The organism is Clostridium manihotivorum, from assembly GCF_004015185.1.
GTDB classification, from domain to species: domain Bacteria; phylum Bacillota; class Clostridia; order Clostridiales; family Clostridiaceae; genus Clostridium_AR; species Clostridium_AR manihotivorum.
In genome coordinates, this window is record NZ_CP025746.1 from 5380348 (window position 1) to 5400604 (window position 20257).

Genomic DNA, 20257 nt, shown 5'->3' on the forward strand with positions numbered 1-20257 from the left:
GAAATATACTAGTGTTTCACTGGGCACAGTTACATATCATTCCACATATTCAATAATATTAAAAACAATATATATAAGTGACTTTATTTAAACTATTGTTCAAATTAAGTTGTTATGAAGGAGATGCTATTTTAGTGTGCAATTAGAGTTAAATGTTTTTTTGCGTTTCTGCCTCATCAGAGTTTTTTTCACTAAACTTTTTCCTATTTATTTTTCCCCAATCGTTTTTAAACTTCTTAAATCTGATGATAGCATCCATTCTAAAGAAGGTGGTCATCTGTCTATATCCAAAGTTCTCCAACACTCCATACCAGGAAAGCTTAAGCAATTGCTTTACTGAAGGATATTTACTAAAGGTATACTCTTCCAATAAAACAGCCCCAATGGAAAGAACAACTCCATAAAGTATAGATGCTACTAAGAATAAAATGAAGTACGAAGTATTTAAAAGTCCGAATATATATGATAAAGGAATGAATATATAACCTAGAACTTCTATTATAGGACCTATCATTTCAAAGACCCAAAAGTATGGTACTCCGAACATTCCTATGACATCATATTTAGGATTTAATATCATTTCTTTATGACGGAACAGGCTGTCCATAAGACCTATCTGCCATCTTCTTCTTTGGCTTCTTAAATCTTTTACTTTTTCCGGAGCCTGAGTCCAGCAAACAGGGTCTGGTATAAACTTCACCTTATATTTGACCTTTTTCTTTCTTAAATTCTTATGTATTTTTACTACAAGCTCCATATCTTCTCCAATGCTATCATCTACGTAGCCACCAGCTTCTATAACCACATCTTTCCTAAAGGCTCCAAAAGCGCCAGATATGATAAGAAGACATCCTAAAGCATTCCATCCCATTCTCCCGCTGAGGAAAGCTCTTAAATACTCTATTATTTGAAACATTGCCAGTCTATTCTTAGGAAGACCAATAGACTTTACCTTTCCATTCTCTATATTACTGCCATTGGCTATTCTGACAATTCCTCCTACAGCTACAGTTTCCTTATCTTCTATAAAAGGCATTATTACCCTTACAAGGGAGTCCCCTTCAAGTACTGAGTCTGCATCTATAGAAGTGAATACAGGATATTTAGAAATATTTATCCCAACATTTAAAGCATCTGCTTTTCCGCCATTATCTTTATCTACTAAAGTAAGATTAGGTATATCCAAATTCTTGTATATGCCTTTAACCTTCTTTGTCTTTATAAGATATCTAACCGGTTGAGTTATCTCCTTCAAATCATAGGCTTCTATAATCCTTTTAAAAGTTTCATCCTTAGAGCCATCATTGATAACTATTACCTCAAAGGCTGGATAATTAAGAGCTAGTAAAGATTTTATACTATCAACTATTGTATTCTCTTCATTATAAGCAGGTACTAGTACAGAAATAGGAATCATATTATCAGAAGTAGTATATTTCTTATAGTCAGAGTAATTCATCTTTCTTATGTAGTCATATAGACTAAAGGCTGATAATATAAGCTGAATAAAATATATAGAATTAATAGCAAGTACATAATAAAGTATAAAATTATTAAAGTGTAAAATTATCTGTCTCAATATCTCTAAGGTCATGCTATGTCCTCCCTAGTGTTCATCTGTCTATAATCACTTATCACAGCTGCTAAAGCCGCCTGATCTGGATCCTCAGAATTTTCATAAAGCTTAACCCCTTTAGGAGAATTTTCTATAGCAGAAATTATAATGTCTTTAGCAAACTTATCATTTCCTTGGAACACATAAGACACTATACTCATTCCTTTATTATGATTTAGTATAGCTGTTGCAGCGTTATATCTCACATACCATTGCTGGTCTGAAAGTGCTTTAGCTAAAGGAAGCAAAACTTCTTCCTCTGAAAAGTTGCCAAGAGATCTTGCTGCTACCGCTCTTACTTCCCACTCACCATCTTCTAAAAGCTTTATCATATTTTCTAAGTACTCCTTACTTCCCATATTCCCTAAAGCTTTTAATGAAGCTATTTTAAGCTCTTTATCTTCACTATATAAATACTTAGAAATTTCTTCGCTTAATTCTCTATACTTGCAATTTCCTGCAGATTTTATAAATACTGAAGCTATAAAGCTATTGGTAGAATTTATCATATACTTATAAATCTTGTCCCTATCTCCTTCAAAGCTGTCTACTATTTCTATTAGACTTCTTTCACTTAGAATTATTGCAGAATCAATATCTTCGAAAGCCTTTATAAAAGCTTCTTCATCTCCAATCTTTGCAAGGGATAATAGAATATTATACTTTACGTCGCTATTCTTTGTATCTACTTCAGCAAGAAGTGGTTCCACTGCTAATTTACTTCTAAAGTCACCTAATCTTTTTGCAGCATATGCTTTCTTAAAGTAATTGTTATTCTTCAAATTATCAATCTCATATTTGATGACTTCAATACGCTCAGATAAGTTTATGATATTAGTTCTAGAACTTACATCTGCATTTCCCAAATGAAATAATAACCTTTCCTCCACAATTTCTCTTTTAACTTTATTCTTGCAAATAGCTTTAATGCTTCTTTGTCCAGTAAGAGAATGTTCCTCTTCAGTTATCACCTTTATTACAGAATCTACTGAAGGAATTATCTCTTTAGAATACTTCTCTATCTTTTTAAACTTATAAGTCTGCATAGGCTTTTCATATAATATATAAATATATAGAAAAAATATTATAATAGAAAAGAATATTATAGACAGATATACGTATTGCCCCATCTTAAATTTCTCCTTTGTTATTTTCATCTTATATATGTATCTTTTTCATATAAATTAAGCTCACCTATTTGCCATAGAAATTTTAATGAACTAATTGCTTGTACTAAGATACATTAAAAATTGTATTAGTTACCTATCTTCTTAAATTCATCTTTCAAGATGTAGTATGAAGGCTTAAGCCTTTCATGGTATGTAGGAATATCCCATTGTTTCCAGCTGTAAAGCTTCATATCGCTGTTAACAAGCACACTGTTTCCTCTTATTACTATGCCTCCTGCATATAACCCGCTTATCTTTAGAGGACTTACACCACTTTTTTCATAAAAATCATCCATTATAAGCTTTGAAGAAGGATCCATAACATTTAACAACTGCCAAGGTATCCTAATTTCTATATTTTCTTTGTTAATATAAAAATCAGTTAAAGAATTAAAGTTTTTACTATCTGGATTACCATTTCCCTCTACTAACTTTCCTGTCTCATAGCTCTCTAAAGGAAGCTCCTTTTTATCTTGTGGTAAAAATAATTCTCTATTTAAACATAAGTACATTGCATTAAATATGCTGCTATTCTTATTTTCATAACTAGAATTTCTAGAAAGCATCGGCTCACCATTTGATTTTGTAGCCTTATGTGAATACATATAATAAAAGGAATCATAATATGAATCCACAGTTATTCTTGAACCTTTTTCTTTATCAAGCTGTATTACCATGTCCGTTGGCCTTTTAAACTCCACATTGTAATTTAAATCTTTTAGATTGCCAGACTTAGGAGTTATATCTATAGGTATAAGAAGCTTGTCTTTATTAAAATCAAAGTCCTTAACTTGTGCCATTAAATATAGATATTTTTCATCACTTTTAGCATATAATTTTAGATTGTTATCATTAACTAAGGGCTTATCCTTTTTCCATTCTGATATATCACCATCTACATAACAAACACTGTTCTTTTCTCCAGGATCAAAAGCCATCAATCCAAACTCTTGCTCATTAGTTTGTGTGTTAGACCAATAGGCTCTTTTATCTGCTACATCTAAATCCATAGTGTTCCAAGTTCTCTTAAACCACTCATCTTGCCAAGTAAATACCAGCCCCCCTGCATAGCCTGTATCATATATATCCTTAAGCATAGAGACATCCATGTAGCCTTGACTTTTTTCATCTACATTTCCTTGGTTATACCCCATATATATACTTCTATGTGCCATCCCTCTAGAAGCTGGTATACCAAATTCAGCAACTAAAACTGGTACAGTATGCTCTTTAATAAGGTCCTTTAAGTAAGCCTTATATGTATTTACCTTACCATCTGAGTCCTTATAAGCTGCATATTCATGCTGATAATTCATGGAATCAGGATAGTATGGATAAATATGATATGAAGCAAAAAGCCCTGGCTTAAAAGTATCTAATTTCTTTATATGCTCAGTGTTAACCTCCGCCATATCTTCCTTGTCCAAAGGTTCATTTGGATGCCTTAAGGTATCTGTAGTTACCCAGTTGGTAAAGCTAACAGGTCTTTGCATCTTATATTTTTCCATTTCATACTGTATGGTATAATCACCTGTTTCACCTAGAAACACCTCAAAGGGAGATGCGTTTTCTGTATATAGATATTTCCCTTTATAACTGGTTAAGTTTTTATTAACCTTATTTGTGTTCTCTACTAAATTAGGGTCCCATTCAATTCCCAATATCCACCCTACAACATAGGGAGATACGTCCTTTGTATAGGTACCACTAGCATGTCCTTTCTTATCTGGCAGCTTTGCATTTCCATGAATTATATCTATAAGAGATTTTATATCTTCCTCAAATCCATTTTTGATAGCAGGGTTATGTGCATCATTAAACTTTGCGATATCCTCTTCGTTTACCCAAACCCCTTGAAATATGTATAATGGCTTAACAGCAGTTCTATTATATTCATATAAAGCATCATAAAACTCTGGTTTAAGAATGGTATAAACTCTTATAGAATCAGCATTCATAGCAGCTATTTCCTTAAACCACCTTAAATACTCTTCTTTTGTTATAGCCAATTCCCCTGGAAATGATCCTGGCTTTGCAGCACCGATATTTACCCCTTTAATGAAAGACTTCTCCCATTTACCATACCTATAAACATAGAAGGATTTACTATCAACTTTTGATATATAAGAAATTCCATCATCTGTATAAGTAGAAACCTTATTTCTAGCCAAAAATAAATAGTTATAACCTAGAAATACAGCTAAAACCATAACAATTGAAAACATTATAAACTTTTTCATGTTTTTCCCCCACCTAGATGCCAAATTAAATACTTTCTAACTTTTAAAAATACAAATATTTTCCACCAATGCTATATAAATAAAACCAAAACATATAATACCATAATTATTAAATAATAATCACTATTACTTAATATATCTATAATATCATAAGCAATTCCTATTTAGCTACATTTATTATATTTATTTGATAATCATTATTGACATCGCTTTCATATTGTAACTTTGTTATAAAAGACTTTATTATTATTGAAATTTGGTGATTCTTTGTACCTATTTCTTTTCCAATACATACGAGGAAAATATGGCATACTAATAAGTTTTGTTTTTACTATTTACCCTAAAAACTCTTTTAAATCCTTGATACTGTTAGGCTAGTTAATAAAAACTTTTATAATTTCCTACTAAAAGAAAATCTCTTTCATTATACTTTTGTGAGGCCTTAAGCCTCCATATGGTATTCCTAGACAGAAAAAATCATGGACATATAGGAACAAAACTCCTAATATACCATGATTACTTTTCCATAATTGAAACTTATTAAAGATATGCTCACTTAACCCCTTTAAATAAATACTATATTATATATGAATTTTATTTTAGGAGTATATTATGTCTGAATACCATTTTTCTGAAGATTACTATGATTATTACAGAGCTACTTACAGAATCACCATTAATACCGATGCCCACACTCTTACCCTATATAAGAATGATGTAGTATTTAAAACTTATACCGTTGCCGTAGGAAAAGCATCAACCCCAACACCAAAAGGTACATTCAAAATAATAAATAAAGCTGTAAATCCCGGTGGCCCCTTTGGAGCAAGATGGATGGGCCTAAATGCCCCAAATGGAGATTACGGAATCCATGGAACTAATAATCCAGGCTCCATAGGCAAAGACATATCAAATGGTTGTATCCGTATGTACAATGCAAATGTTATTGAGGTTTTTAATTTAGTACCAATAGGCACTGTAGTAAAAATAATCTAATTACTAAATAAAAGCCTAAACTATAATACCATAAAACTGGCTATTATATTTTAGGCTTTAAAATTTAAGCTATTTTTGAGAACTTTGTTTAAGTTAACTTATTATGCAAAAATGCTACATGATGGACTTATAATTATTATATTTCTCTAGTCTGCCCTGCTAACCAACCCTTTTCTTCTTCATTTAGATATGGAGAAAGTTTATTATACACATCCTTATGATAGCTGTTGAGCCATTGTTTTTCTTCAGCAGTCAATAGTTCTATATTTAGTCCTTCTAGATCTATTGGGCAGTAAGTTATTGGCTCAAACTTCATAAAGCTTCCAAACTCAGTTTCTTCGTCTTCCACTACCAGCATCATGTTTTCCGTTCTTATACCATGCTTTCCTTCTTTATAGATTCCAGGTTCATTGGTTAATATCATGCCCTTTTCTAGCTTTACAGCATTAGGTACTCTGCTTATACTTTGTGGTCCTTCATGAACATTTAAGAAAAATCCTACTCCATGTCCAGTACCACATTTATAGTCTAATCCATAATTCCAGATAGGCTGCCTTGCTAGTATGTCTAAGTTTGATCCTGTAGTTCCTTCTAAGAACTTAGTTGTGCTTAAGGCTATATGTCCCTTTAATACTATGGTGAAATCCAGCCTTTCTTCTTCTGTTAGTCTGCCTAGTACTATAGTTCTTGTGGTATCTGTAGTTCCATCATAATATTGTCCGCCTGAATCAACTAAGAAGAAGCCTTCATTTTTCAAAGTGTATTGAGATTCTTCTGTGGCTTTGTAGTGCATCATAGCTGCATGATCTTTATAACCAGCTATTGTATCAAAGCTAGGTCCTACGCATAAAGCTTGTTCTCTTCTTAAGCTTTCTAGCTTTTCTGAAGCAGAAACTTCTGTGATAACTTCTTTTCCTACGGATTCTTTTAGCCATTTTATAAACTTCACCATAGCTACTCCATCTTTTGTCTCACAATGCCTTAAGTTATCCATCTCAACTTGATTTTTGATAGCTTTTAGTTTAGTTGTTATGTTATCCTCTTCTATTTTCTTAACTTCATTATCTATAGCCTTATAAAGTCTTGCATTAGTTTTTTTAGGATCAAAAATTATGGTTTCTTCTTTTTTAATCTGCTGCAAGAACTTTTCTACTTCATCATAATCTTTAACATATACTTTATCAGCTTCTAATATAGCTTTCACAGCTTCTGGAACCTTTGAAATATCAATAAATAGCTGTGCCTCTTCCATTGTTACAACCACATATGCTGTTACCACAGGGTTATTAGCTACATCATTTCCTCTAATATTAAGAAGCCAAGCTATGTCATCTAAGGAAGTCAACAAATAGTAATCTGCAGCCTTGACTCTCATTTCTTTTCTTACTTCTTGTAGCTTTTCAATTCTAGATTTTCCTGCATACTGTACTTCATGATCAAAGATATTGTTTTTAGGTATATCAGGCCTATCTGTCCATAGAACGCCAATCAAATCTTCCTTCATATTGATGGAAATTTCCTTTGAAGCAAATTCCTTTTCCATATCCTTAACCATATTCACAGAAAATACACTTCCATCTATTCCTACAACACTTTCTTCTTTAAGTTTATCCTTTAACCAATCTGTGTAAGAAGGAACCCCTGGATCTACCGCTCTAAACAGCTTTATACCAGTATCTTTAAGCTGCTCCTCAGCTTGTATGTAATATCTACCATCAGTCCAAAGTCCAGCCTCTTCCTTAGTCACAACTACAGTACCAGCGGAGCCTGTAAAACCTGATACCCATTGCCTGCTCTTCCAATGCTCTGCCACATACTCACTTTGATGAGCATCAAAGCTTGGTATGATATAAGCATCAATACCTTTTTCTTTCATAAGCTCTCTTAAAGCTTCAAGTCTTTCTCTAACCTTCATTTAGTTATTCCCCCAATCTATTTAAATATAATTTCTACCAATAATATTAATCTCATTGATTCAACTATACCAAACTTATCCACAGGATACCACATAAGGTAGAAGAAAAATCCACAGATTTATTATAAATTCAACCTATCTTTTGTGTTATGTACATCAATATAGCTAAAACAATAAAACTTCTTAAATTGTTATATTTATAAATTCTTATATTTTTATAAATATAACAACTTAACAATAAAAGAAGTTAAGAATTTATTGAATTCATGGGGCTTCAAGCTACTTTTATATTTTTTCATGCTCTTTAATAAACATACTTTTAAGTGCCTATTGTTATGTATTAAATAAATGTTGTTATAGCTTTTAAGCAAAAAAGTCTAATCACTAGTGTTCAATATTGCACTCATTGTGATTAGACTTTAATTTATTATTTATTCTTTTTTAAATCTCTTACAAAGAAAGGTACTTCATAAGTTAGCATAACAATCCACCCTATGAAACAGCTCACTGCTATACCTGAAACTCCAAGTCTTGGAGCAAGTATATATGAAGCAATAACTCTTCCTACAATCTGCATGAAAGTTGACATTAAAGTCATTTTTAGGTCGCCCATTCCTCTAAAATAGCCTTGCATTCCATTTGTCCAGCTAGGAAGAAGGTAAAAGAACGCCATCATTTGAAGATAACTTACTCCTAAGCCTACTACTTCACTATTTCCTTGAACAAATAGCTTCATGAGGCTTGTTGAACTAAAATAAACAACTATCAATAGTATCACCCAGTACAATGATTCCAGTTTAAGTCCTGCCCATAGTCCTGGTTTCATACGTTCTTTCTTTTCAGCTCCTCTATTCTGAGCTAAGAAGGTAGTCATAGCTTGTGCTATACTTTGTTGAGGCATAAAAGCAAAATCGTCCACACGGTTTACAGCATTGAAGGTAGCTATAGCTTGTACTCCTAAAGGGTTAACAGCTCCTTGTACTAAAACTTTTCCAACATAGAGACAGGTCTGCTGCATAGCAGTAACAGAGCTATAGTTTATTGTGGTTCTTAGAAGAGCTCTATCCAACACAATTTCTTTCCTTGAGAACCTTAGCATTGGCACTTTAAAATATACATAAGCAATACAAAAAACACTAGAGAACATTTCCGCGGTTACTGTTGCAATGGCTGCACCTTCCACACCCATCTTAAAGCCTTTTAAAAACAATATATCCATAACTACATTTAGAACTGCAGAAATCATAAGGAACTTAAGTGGTGTCTTTGAATCTCCAACAGCCCTCAAAGTTGCTGCAAATACGTTGTATAAAAAGGTAAAAATCAAACCGAAGAAAATGATTCTTAAATATTTTGTTGCATCTGGAATAAGCTCTTCAGGAGTTCTTATTAGATGCAAAATAGGTTTAGTAAATACTACGCAAAAGCAGATTATAATTATGGTAAATATAAAACCACCTATCATAGTAGTAGAAACTTCTCTCTTAAGCTTTTTTATATTTCCGCTACCAAAATACTCACTCATTAGTACTGATGCACCCATACAGATACCAATTATAAGAAACATTACAATATTCATGATAGGGTTAGCTGTACCTACTGCCGCCAAGGCTTTAGTACCTACAAATCTCCCTACAAATATAGAATCCGCAGCATTATAAGTAAGTTGAAATAAATTGCCTAGCACCAATGGAATGGCAAAGCTAATTAAGTGTTTAGATATATTACCTTTGGTCATATCTGTAGCCATATAAGTCACCGTCCGTTCTTTAGTAAGCGAAAGCTTTATAGACATAAATCACTTTAATACGCATCTTTCAAATAAAGCTTATGGTGAATCTATAAATCTTTATCCGTATAAAATTAATATTAATTAGTTTAATTATTATCCACTCCCTGCTAAAGCCTAATTTGCAGATAGAGACATCCCTTTGTAAATAACACTATATCCTAAAGCTAATCAATGATTTTGATTTATAGGGGATAGGGTATTTTCTATTATTAATAGTATGGGGCACAGTAGATCTTAAAAATTAGAATATATAATTAGCTCTACATAGGGATATCTTTATCTATAAACTGGCTATAAAAAATTCTCTAAAGCGATCTTCTTTAGTGAATTTTTTTGCGCATCTGCCTTTTCTAAACCTATGTGAAGAAATTCTGGCAGGCGACTTGATTTTATTTTTTATTCTTTCTCCAATATATGAATTTAGACCATATAGGCATAATTATGCACAGCCTTATCTAAAATAACTTCCTAAAGAATAAAATAAATAATAAGTGTTATCATTGTGCACGTGAACAATGATAACACTTATTATTCTATACTAATTTAGTTGTAAAAGAAAGTACTTTTTATATAAATGACCTTAGCAGTGAAATCAGCTAAAGAGATTTTCTTTAGCTGATTTTTTTGCCAAGCTCATTAAAACCTGGGATCACTGACCAGTTAACTTCAACACTGTACATTAACAAGTCAATTACTTTAAGCAAAGCTTATAATTTTAATAATTGAAATCAGAATAATACTTATACTGTTCGTTAGAAATGCATTATGTTTTCTATCAAATGTTGTAACTACATTATACAAGGGAACCAACTTCAACTACTAATTTATATATGCTCGATAATCCCCAGAACCAGATATTATCGAACATTTACAAATTAAGTTTTCGTAAAGGATACCTATATACTTGTTATCCTACTATTTCTCTAATAAAATCTCCTATTTCTTTATCCTTGCAATTCTCAAAGAAATACTCTTTAAATTTTTCTCCACTTACAGCACCTTTTAAAAGCTCTTGATCTAGTTTCTTAAGTATAGTCAAAATATCTACATAAGTTATTTTCTTAACTTCATCTAGTATTTTTTTATTTCTTTGTTCTGGCACAACTCTATCTTTAGGATAGCCCTTACCACTTTCTCCTTCAAATAATCTTTCAAATACATATTGTAGATTTAATTCTGCTCCCCATCCAAAACCTTTCGCAAAGGGCATTGCAATAGCATTTCCATCATTTATCTGCGCAAACATATATGCATCAGAAGGATCAACTACATAACCACAGATAACTCCTGGGAAAGAATTGCAGGCAAGCATAGCACCTTCCCCTGTGCCGCAGCCTGTTATTACATAATCCGCTGCTCCTGAGTTTAGAAGTATAGCGGCTAGTATTCCATTCTGCACATAAGTTAGTGAATTTGGATCCTCTGCTCCATACATTCCATAATTAAAGACCTCATGGCCCATTGGTTCTACTACTTTTTTCAAAGCGCTATATATTATTTCATTTTTTGAAGATTGACTATTTTCATTTATCAATGCTATTTTCATATTTCACTTCTCCTATTCAACAATTTATATCTGTTCAGTCATATTGTATGTTTTCACGTAATTCATATATAGGGAACCAACTTCAACTATTAATTTATACATGCCACAAAATCGCCAGAAGCCGCGATTTTATAACAAGTATAAATTAAGTTTTCATAAAGTTTCCCTATAGGTATCCAACTTCAACTATTAATTTATATATGCCCTATAATCCCCAGAAGCCGGTATTATCTAACATTTATAAATTAAGTTTCCGTAAGCTTGAACTCAACTATTTCTGCCTTTTACTAAAAGCTAAAAGCCTTTATTGTGGCTGCTTTCCTATATAAGCTAATATACCACCATCCACATAAAGTATATGTCCATTGACAAAGTCTGAAGCATCAGAGGCTAAGAACACGGCTGGTCCCATTAAATCTTCGGTAGTTCCCCAGCGAGCTGCTGGTGTTTTTGATATAATAAAGCTATTAAAAGGATGTCCATCCTGTCTAAGCGGTGCTGTTTGAGGAGTTTGTATATATCCTGGTCCAATACCATTACATTGAATATTATACTCACCATATTCTGAAGCTATATTCTTTGTTAACATTTTCAATCCACCCTTGGCAGCAGCATAAGCAGACACAGTTTCACGTCCTAGTTCACTCATCATTGAACAAATATTAATTATCTTTCCGTGTCCTTTTTCTATCATTGAAGGAATAACTGCTTTAGAAACTATGAATGGAGCATTTAAATCCACATCTATTACTTGTCTGAATTCTTCTGCTGACATCTCACACATAGGTATACGCTTTATAATGCCGGCATTGTTTACTAAAATATCTATAGTTCCTACTTCTTCCTTAATCTTTGCTATCATATAAGCCACTTGGTCTTCTTTAGTAACATCGCATACATACCCATGAGCTTCAATCCCTAAGGCTTTATAAGCTTCAAGCCCCTTATCCACTAAGTCTTGTTTTAAATCATTAAATACTATCTTAGCTCCTGCATCTGCGTAGGCACTTGCAATAGCAAAGCCTATGCCATAAGATGCCCCTGTGATTAAGGCTACTTTTCCTTTTAATGAAAATGTATCTAAAATATTCATATCAATTCCTCCTTATATGTTATCATTTAAACTCTTCCAAACTTATCTAAAGCCTATCTATGGGTTAAGTATAGCATTTAATATTTTCGATTTCTTGTGATTTTTTATATAAAATATTGTAATTATTGAACAAGAATTTTATACTAAAGTTATAGCATTTTTGACCCAAAATTTATTTTCAAAGCGTCTTTGGTCTCTGACAGGAGAATTTGAAAATATAAATTTTAATATAAAGTGATAAGAATATGAAGAGTTCCTATATGAGCTTAATTTGCACTTGCTTGAAAATAATGTGTTTCAGAGATTTGGGGCATCAATAAATTAAAAGCCGAGTTTAGAAACTCTATAATTAAAAATCCTAACAAAATATTATTAGTGATGGAGGCTTTACTTTTGAAAGAGTTAAATTCCTGTAAAGAAGCAATTTCAAACTGTATGAAGGACAAAAGCTTTGCCATAGCACATTTATATCAGGATGAAAAAAGCATGGATATGCATATTCATGACTGTTATGAAATTTACTATTCCATCTCTGGAGGCAAGCAATTTTTAATAAATAACAAGTTTTATGATATATCCGCTGGAGATTTATTTGTAATCAACCAATATGAAAGTCATTACTTATGTAAAACCGAACAAATTAAACTAGAACGTATAGTAATATCAGTCCATCCTGAATTTGTAAAAAGCCTCTCTAGTGACAAAACTGACTTAGATTACTGTTTCTCTTGTAGACCCAAAGGCTTTAATCATAAAATCACTCTTACAAAGGAGCAACAGCAAAGATTTATGTACTATGTAAGTAAAATAACCTCTGTTGAAGCTTACGGAAGTGATATTATTGAAAAAAGTTCCTTTATGGAATTACTTGTTATGCTTAACTCAATATATCAGGCTCAAGCAGCATATAAAATAAAAGACACTTCCTATAAATACAATGAATTAGTTGAAGATATTCTTACTTATATCAATTCAAATATATGTAATGAAATAACTATAGACAGTCTATCTAAGCAATTTTTTATAAGCAATTCCTATTTGTGTCGCATTTTTAAATCCACTACAGGTACAACTATAAATAAGTACATTACTGCAAGAAGAATAAGCATAGCAAAATCGCTATTAGCCTCTGGAAGCAGTGTAAGTGATGTCTGCGATAAATGTGGCTTTAATGACTATAGTAACTTTCTAAAATCTTTTACAAAAACAGTAGGTATATCTCCTAAGAAATACTCACAGTACTGCTTTAGTTAACTATTTAATTCTTTTAAAAGCTACGTTTAATAATATTGTTTAAGTTAACTTTTTACAAAATCTCATTGTAGAATGGAATAGATATCTACTTAATTTCAACACAGTACTATTAAAGAACAAAAAAAGTTGGCCTCTAGTGTTAAAACCCACTAAAGACCAACTTTTGTTTTTTTGTTATTCTTCTGCTACTTGGCTATCATTTCTTTTTCTAAGAAACATTACACCAGAAGCTATAGCTATAACTCCTAGAACTAACAGAAGTCCAGCACTTACTATTGAACCAGTCTTTGGTATGGAACTTAATGTACTATTTGAAGTTGCATTTGAACTGCTTGTAGTACCTCCATTACTGCTTCCGTTACTACTTGTACTTGTTCCATTAGTAGTAGCTGCTGTTGAACCATTTGAATTTCCGCTTGTATTAGTGTTTGAACTTGTATTTCCTGGATTATTAGTGTTTGTGTTGCTACCTGTATTAGTATTTGTATTGCTGCCATTATTGTTTGTATTTCCTGAATTAGCTGCTTCAAGCTTCTTTATTGCATCTTCTGCTGAAGTTAACTTATCTAAATTAGTTACGGCACTCTTTTGAGTATCTGTAAGTGCATTGTAAGCATTTCTTGCATCAGTAACTGCTGGCTTATCAGCTAAAGTAACATTTGCTGGAATAGCATTTATCTTAGCTGTCACAGCATCAGAAGCTGCTTTATCAGATTCTAATTTTGTTATTGCCTGCTCTGCTTTAGCAAGTTTATCTACATTTGTTACCATTGATTTTTGTGCGTCTGTTAATGAATTATATGCATCTCTTGCGTCCATAACCTTTGGTTTATCAGCAAGGGTAACTGTATCTGGTAGTGCATCTATTTTTGCTATTACTGCATTAGCTTCAGCTTGACCAGCCTTTGTTATATCGCTTGGATCTGAAACCATTAATTCAACTGTGCTTCCATATTGTGCTACAGAAGCTATTACATCTATTTTATCTCCTACTGCTATATCCTTTAATGCAGGCATCTTGTATATTACTGTAGTACCTGTTGCATCAACTAAAGTTGATGATGCATCTGTATTTATGTCTTTTAAAGAAGCATCTTTAATTCTTATAAGTTGTGACTGAACAGAGTCATTGATCTGACTTATTGTTAAAACCTTTGGAGTAACTGTATTGTTACTGCTTAAAACAGAAACATCAGTTGCTGCTTTAGGAGTTATTTCTATTAAGCTATGATAGTTTGATAAATCACCTGTAACTGTAATCTTATCTCCTTTTTTCACTGCTGCTTTAGGAGTATTATTTAAGCAGATACCAGCCTTATCATCCTGCATGAATACATTGCTTCCTACAACATTAGTTACAATACCTGTTAAAATGGCTTTTCCAGAAGCTTTTGCTCTTGCATCACTTATGCTCATTGCTACAGGTTCTGATATATCCTTATCCGCTATAACATAATCACTATTATGAGTTATATCAAACTGTACTGAGCCATCTTGTACTCCTAAACCACTAGCTATATTTTCTAGTTTCTTTGTTTGTTCATTGTAGTAGTAAACGAATAGGCTCTTCTTTGCATTTGTTGGATCAGAAAGCCACTGCGAATCCAACTTAGCTTTAACTGTTGCTTTTCCTGGAAGTTGTCCATTGTTTGCAAAGGATACTACAGTAACACCAGCATTTCCTGCTTTAGCTGCTATTGCATCCTTATTAGCAGAAGCAGAACCATTAAGTCCAGAAACATTAACTGTCATATCAAGATTCTTTGTAGCTCCTGTTAGGTCTTTTCCGTTAAATGACCATTGAAGATTATTTTGAACAAAGGTTAGAGTTATATTTTTTCCCTTTATAGCATCTAACAATTGCTTATCAACATTCTTATTTCCACTTACATCAACTGTTATATTTGCTCCATCTGCTGCATTATTTATTGCATCTAATACCTTGCTTGTATCTCCATTTACCACTTGTGTGGTTTTTACACTGGATTTCTCTATTGTGTATCTATCTGTTATTTCCATGTTATCAGTTCTATAAGTAGTTATTGTTAGATCTTTATCACTAACCTCTACATTTGAGAAGGTTGGAACATGGAACTGTTGCTTTACAGCTTCGTAATAGTTTTGACTGTTTGGTTCTTTAAACTCGTAATACTTGCTTCCTGAAGCTGAGTTTGCTGTTATATAAAGAACTCCTGTAGGATCTGTAACCTTTTCATCTTGATAAGTAGCTCCAGATTGAGTGTTTACAGCCTTTTTATCATCCTTTGGTTGAGGTGTAGGCACATTGTTTACCATCTGATAAGTTCTTGTATAGCAGTGATCGTGTCCATCTAAAACCACATCTATACCAAGTGCAGTATATACCTGCGGCATAGAGTTTCTTCTTGCGATAATATCTGCATCTGTTTCATGGTTAGCTGAACTATATATAGAGTGATGTAGCGATACTACCTTCCAAGTAGCACTAGGGTTCTTAGCTATTGCATCCTTCATGAAAGCTTCATGATCAGCAGTGTTAGTATCATTACTGTTAAGAACCATGAATAAAGTACTTCCGTAAGTGAAATAGTAATCTGCTCCAGTATCTGGGTTAGAAGCTACTGCTCCATAAGTAGATAGGTTTGGAACATTAAAGTGAGTATTGTGACCATTTTTAATCATTTCATGGTTACCAGCAAAAGCTGCTACTGGTAGATTTCTTAATTGATCTGGAGCAAAATATCCTGTATATTCTGCTTCATTGTTTCCATCAGTAAGCTCTTTTCCATTGTTAACTTGATCTCCTAAGGATAGTAAGAAGCTTGTGTTTTTGAAAGCTGATGTTGCTTTACTTAGTGTATCCTTCCATCCATTAGTATCTTTATTTATATCTCCACTAGCACCTATCTGTGGATCTCCTGCGAATAAGAAGTTATAAGCGCTTGTATTCTGTGTCTTAAAGTCATACTCTTTGCTCCAGCTTACTCCGTTACCAACACGATAAACATAAGCAGTATTTAACTCAAGTCCATTAACTGTAACCTTATTGGATATACCATTATTGTTCCCTTGTGATTTCTTTCCTACGAAGGTTTTTGCTTTGTCAGTAGGGAAACTGCTACCTGTGTAGTCTGACTTTTTAACTACTTGCACTTCTGTATCTCTTGAGTTTATATCTGTATACCAAGTAAAATTCATTTCTGATGCATTGCTACCAGGCGCAAAAGTTATATCTGTTACTTTTGGAGCGGGATCATCCTTAACATCATTTTTAGCCAAAGTATATCTATCTATTTTCTCTAGGTTATCTGTTCTGTAGGTTGTTATAGTAAGACTGTTATCAGTTACTTCCACATTTGAAAAAGTAGGAGTATGACTTTGATTTTTTACAGCCTCATAATAACTCTTACCATTAGCTTGCTGCATTTCATAATACTTACTTCCTGAAGCAGAGTTTGCTGTTATATAAGCAACTCCAGTAGGATTAACTACAGTTTCATCCTGATAAGCTGTACCTGAAAGATTTGTTACTGTAAACTTCTTATCATTTGCTTGAGCCTTAGGTTCATTGCCAACCATTTGATAAGTTCTTGTATAACAGTGATCATGACCATCTAAGACAATATTTATGCCTAGATTAGTGAATATTTGTGGAAGACTATTTCTTCTAGCAATTATATCATCGTCTGTAGCATGATCTGCAGAACTATATATAGAATGATGTAAAGATACAACCTTCCAGGTAGCATTAGCATTCTTAGCTATAGCATCCTTCATAAAAGCTTCATGATCTGCAGCGTTAAGATCATTGCTGTTTAGCATCATGAATAAAGTATTGCCATAAGTAAAGTAATAGTCTCCTCCAGCGGTAGGAGCACTGCTTATACTTCCATAAGTAGATTCGTTAGGTACATTAAAATGAGTATTATGTCCTACACCATAAGTTTCATGATTTCCTGGTATAGCTGCTATAGGCAGGTTCTTAAACTGATCAGGAGCAAAATACGCTGAATACTCACCCTCATTACTTCCTCCGTTTATCTCTCCACCGTTATTAACCTGATCACCTACTGAAAGCAAAAAGCTTGAATTTGGGAAGGAAGCTGACGCCTTATTCATTGTAGCTACCCATCCATTTTTATCGTTATCTATATTACCACTGGCACCAATCTGTGGGTCTCCAGCAAGTAAAAAATTATATGCACTTGGATTTTCTGTACTATAGGTATAAACTGAGCTCCAATTGCTTCCGTCTCCAACACGGTAAACATAGTCTGTAGCCTTTGTAAGACCTGTAGCTACTACTTTATTAGAACTGTAATTGTCGTTTCCGTCATTTTTATTTCCTTTGAAGGTTTGTGCTTTATCAACTGGAAAAGTTTGTCCATCATAATCAGCTTTTTTTGCTATTTGCACCTCTGAATCACCTGAGGTCTTAACTGAATACCACGTAAAGTTTAATTCACTTTGATCTTTTCCTGGTGAAAGTGCTATCTTTGTAATATTTTCAGTACTATTTCCAGCAGAACTTGTTGCATTGCCATTACCAGCATTATCTGCTGCTAAAACTGTAGTTCCATTACTCATTAAAGAAGAAACTACCATAACTGTTGCTAGAATTGATGATAATAATTTTCTTCGCACTAGATAAATACCTCCTCATAATTATAAATTGCTACCATTTGGAAGTATAATCCTGTTGTGTTAACTTTTTATTTAGCTTCAGTTAAGGCTGTATTAACTACTGTTAATTTTTGTACATCTTATAATTTATTGTAATCTTAATATATACTTAACCTAGACTTTACAAAAATCCATTATATTGAAGTTTAAAGTTAATTATAAAGGTAAACTGTTCATATATAGCTATCCTTTACGAAAACTTAATTTATACTTGTTATAAAATCTCGGTTTCTGGGGATTTTATGGCATATATAAATTAATAGTTGAAGTTGGTTCCCTATATAAGATATTCTAGATTGCTAAATAACCTTAGAAAATATAAATGGAGGTAGTCCAATGTTAAAAAGCTCTAAGTTATCAAAGATTGCTATATGGTTCGTAATCTTCTCTTTGTTTGCTATATTTTTATACAAATTTAACAGTAATCATCCTGTAGGTTTCAATACTCAAGGGAAAACTTCTTATGTAAAATATGAAAAAGCTGAGGTTTTAACAATAAAAAAAGAAGCTTTAACAAACTTTCAAAACAGCAGCACCATCAAGTTAGGAAGTCAAGATATAACCGTTAAAATATTATCCGGTGAACATAAAGGTGAAACAAAAGATATAAGCAACTATCTAAGTGATACTCACAGTGTATACGTAAAAAAAGGTATGACCATAATAGTTGAAATAGATACTGCAGGTACTCAAAATCAGGTTTTAGTTTACAACTACTATAGAGCTCCTATTCAATATCTATTCATACTTATATTTATAGCAGCACTTTGTATCATAGGTAGAAGTAAGGGCTTCAAGTCAGTTGTAGGACTAGCCTTTACCTTTGTGTGTGTAATATTTTTATTCATTCCTATGCTTTACAGGGGCTACTCGCCAGTAATGTCTGCAATCTTAATAATAACCATAGTTACTTGTATCACACTGTTCTTGCTAAACGGTTATAGTTCAAAGACCCTTTCAGCAGTGCTTGGAACTCTAGCTGGAGTAATAATAGCTGGATTTATAGCTCTTATAGTAGGCAATCTAGCTCACTTAAATGGATTTAATACTCAAGATGTAGAAACCCTTAATATGATATCAGCTAAATTTAATATGAAAGTAGAAGGTTTATTGCTCTCTGGAATATTGATAGCGGCTTTAGGTGCAGTAATGGACTTAAGTATTTCTATAGCTTCTTCTATTCAAGAAGTATATATTTCTAATCCAAAAATAAGCAAAAAAGAACTGTTTAATTCAGGTATGAATATAGGCAGAGATATGATGGGAACCATGGCAAACACACTTATATTAGCCTTTACAGGCTCATCTTTGAATATGCTTATAATAATTTATTTCTATAATGTAAGCTATAATCAGCTTATTAATATGGATATGGTCAATGTAGAGATTATTCAAGGACTGACAGGCAGCTTGGCTGTAATCTTAATCGTACCTATAGTTTCCTTTATTTCTTCCGCACTGATTCCTGCTTTTGCTGCTGATAAGAAAAAAGCAAATTCTTATAAGGGCAAAACTAAAAAAGCCGCTAAAGCAACCCTTTTTTAGTTACTACTTTATCAATCTGCATTTCTAAATGCATATGAGAAAAACCTAGCATATAAAACGGTTTATATATAACTCTTCCTCCCCCTGTTATCACTAGGTTTAGATAGAAAGAATAAAAACATACCCTGATGAAATAATCCAAATATATATCATCAGGGTATGTTTTATTTGTGCTATGCTTAAACAGATCCAATCTTAAAAAAGATCAATTTTGAACTTATAATCTACAATTCAATAAGCTCATACTGCTGACTTCCTAGCCCTATCTTCTCAGAGTATTCTAATGTATATCTACCTCTTCTAAATACTGTTTTACCATTATTCTTATCAACAACATCCAGGCATGCTTTGTCTATTGCAACTGGATCAGTAGATGCAAAAACTCCTACATCATCAACTATAGGCTTCATATCTCATTTCCCCCTAAACT

At 32.7% G+C, this 20257-nt stretch carries 12 protein-coding genes; 3 read left to right on the plus strand and 9 right to left on the minus strand.

Going from position 1 to position 20257, the window contains the following annotated elements:
• Positions 1–148: 148 nt before the first annotated feature.
• The 3 genes from C1I91_RS24050 to C1I91_RS24060 form a co-directional block, all read right to left on the minus strand.
• A complete protein-coding gene (locus C1I91_RS24050) occupies positions 149–1594 on the minus strand; it encodes a glycosyltransferase family 2 protein (protein WP_128215184.1) in 1446 nt (481 codons plus the stop codon).
• Complete coding sequence (locus C1I91_RS24055; protein ID WP_128215185.1) at positions 1591–2745, minus strand: HEAT repeat domain-containing protein; 1155 nt, start codon at positions 2743–2745, stop codon at positions 1591–1593. Before C1I91_RS24055 ends, C1I91_RS24050 begins: the two co-directional genes overlap by 4 nt.
• A 125-nt stretch (positions 2746–2870) precedes the next feature.
• Positions 2871–5024 carry a family 2 glycosyl transferase gene (locus C1I91_RS24060; RefSeq protein WP_128215186.1) on the minus strand — a complete coding sequence of 718 codons (2154 nt, stop codon included), beginning with the start codon at positions 5022–5024 and terminating at the stop codon, positions 2871–2873.
• Between the two features lie 612 nt (positions 5025–5636).
• Here C1I91_RS24060 and C1I91_RS24065 point away from each other — a divergent pair.
• Positions 5637–6020 carry a L,D-transpeptidase gene (locus C1I91_RS24065; RefSeq protein WP_128215187.1) on the plus strand — a complete coding sequence of 128 codons (384 nt, stop codon included), beginning with the start codon at positions 5637–5639 and terminating at the stop codon, positions 6018–6020.
• Between the two features lie 136 nt (positions 6021–6156).
• Here C1I91_RS24065 and C1I91_RS24070 read toward each other — a convergent pair whose 3' ends face one another.
• The 4 genes from C1I91_RS24070 to C1I91_RS24085 all read right to left on the minus strand — a co-directional run bounded on the left by C1I91_RS24070 (position 6157) and on the right by C1I91_RS24085 (position 12366).
• Positions 6157–7935 carry an aminopeptidase P family protein gene (locus tag C1I91_RS24070; protein WP_128215188.1) on the minus strand — a complete coding sequence of 593 codons (1779 nt, stop codon included), beginning with the start codon at positions 7933–7935 and terminating at the stop codon, positions 6157–6159.
• A gap of 427 nt (positions 7936–8362) precedes the next feature.
• Complete coding sequence (locus C1I91_RS24075; RefSeq protein ID WP_128216091.1) at positions 8363–9685, minus strand: MATE family efflux transporter; 1323 nt, start codon at positions 9683–9685, stop codon at positions 8363–8365.
• A gap of 949 nt (positions 9686–10634) precedes the next feature.
• Positions 10635–11273 (minus strand): RpiB/LacA/LacB family sugar-phosphate isomerase, encoded by a 639-nt coding sequence (locus C1I91_RS24080; protein WP_128215189.1) that lies wholly within the window; start codon positions 11271–11273, stop codon positions 10635–10637.
• A 304-nt stretch (positions 11274–11577) separates the two neighbouring features.
• A complete protein-coding gene (locus C1I91_RS24085; protein WP_128215190.1) occupies positions 11578–12366 on the minus strand; it encodes a gluconate 5-dehydrogenase in 789 nt (262 codons plus the stop codon).
• Positions 12367–12759: 393 nt separating this feature from the next.
• Between C1I91_RS24085 and C1I91_RS24090 the strand changes: the two genes are divergently transcribed.
• Entirely contained in the window at positions 12760–13620 is an 861-nt protein-coding gene (locus tag C1I91_RS24090; RefSeq protein WP_128215191.1) for an AraC family transcriptional regulator, read from the plus strand.
• A gap of 174 nt (positions 13621–13794) precedes the next feature.
• Here the strand turns inward: C1I91_RS24090 and C1I91_RS24095 are convergent, their stop codons facing one another.
• Positions 13795–18243 carry a metallophosphoesterase gene (locus C1I91_RS24095; RefSeq protein ID WP_238475880.1) on the minus strand — a complete coding sequence of 1483 codons (4449 nt, stop codon included), beginning with the start codon at positions 18241–18243 and terminating at the stop codon, positions 13795–13797.
• 375 nt (positions 18244–18618) lie between these two features.
• Between C1I91_RS24095 and C1I91_RS24110 the strand changes: the two genes are divergently transcribed.
• Positions 18619–19827 (plus strand): YibE/F family protein, encoded by a 1209-nt coding sequence (locus tag C1I91_RS24110; RefSeq protein ID WP_128215192.1) that lies wholly within the window; start codon positions 18619–18621, stop codon positions 19825–19827.
• Positions 19828–20051: 224 nt separating this feature from the next.
• On the opposite strand, the gene C1I91_RS24115 is transcribed toward C1I91_RS24110, so the two are convergent.
• Positions 20052–20237 carry a DUF362 domain-containing protein gene (locus C1I91_RS24115; RefSeq protein WP_238475881.1) on the minus strand — a complete coding sequence of 62 codons (186 nt, stop codon included), beginning with the start codon at positions 20235–20237 and terminating at the stop codon, positions 20052–20054.
• Between the last annotated feature and the right edge of the window lie 20 nt (positions 20238–20257).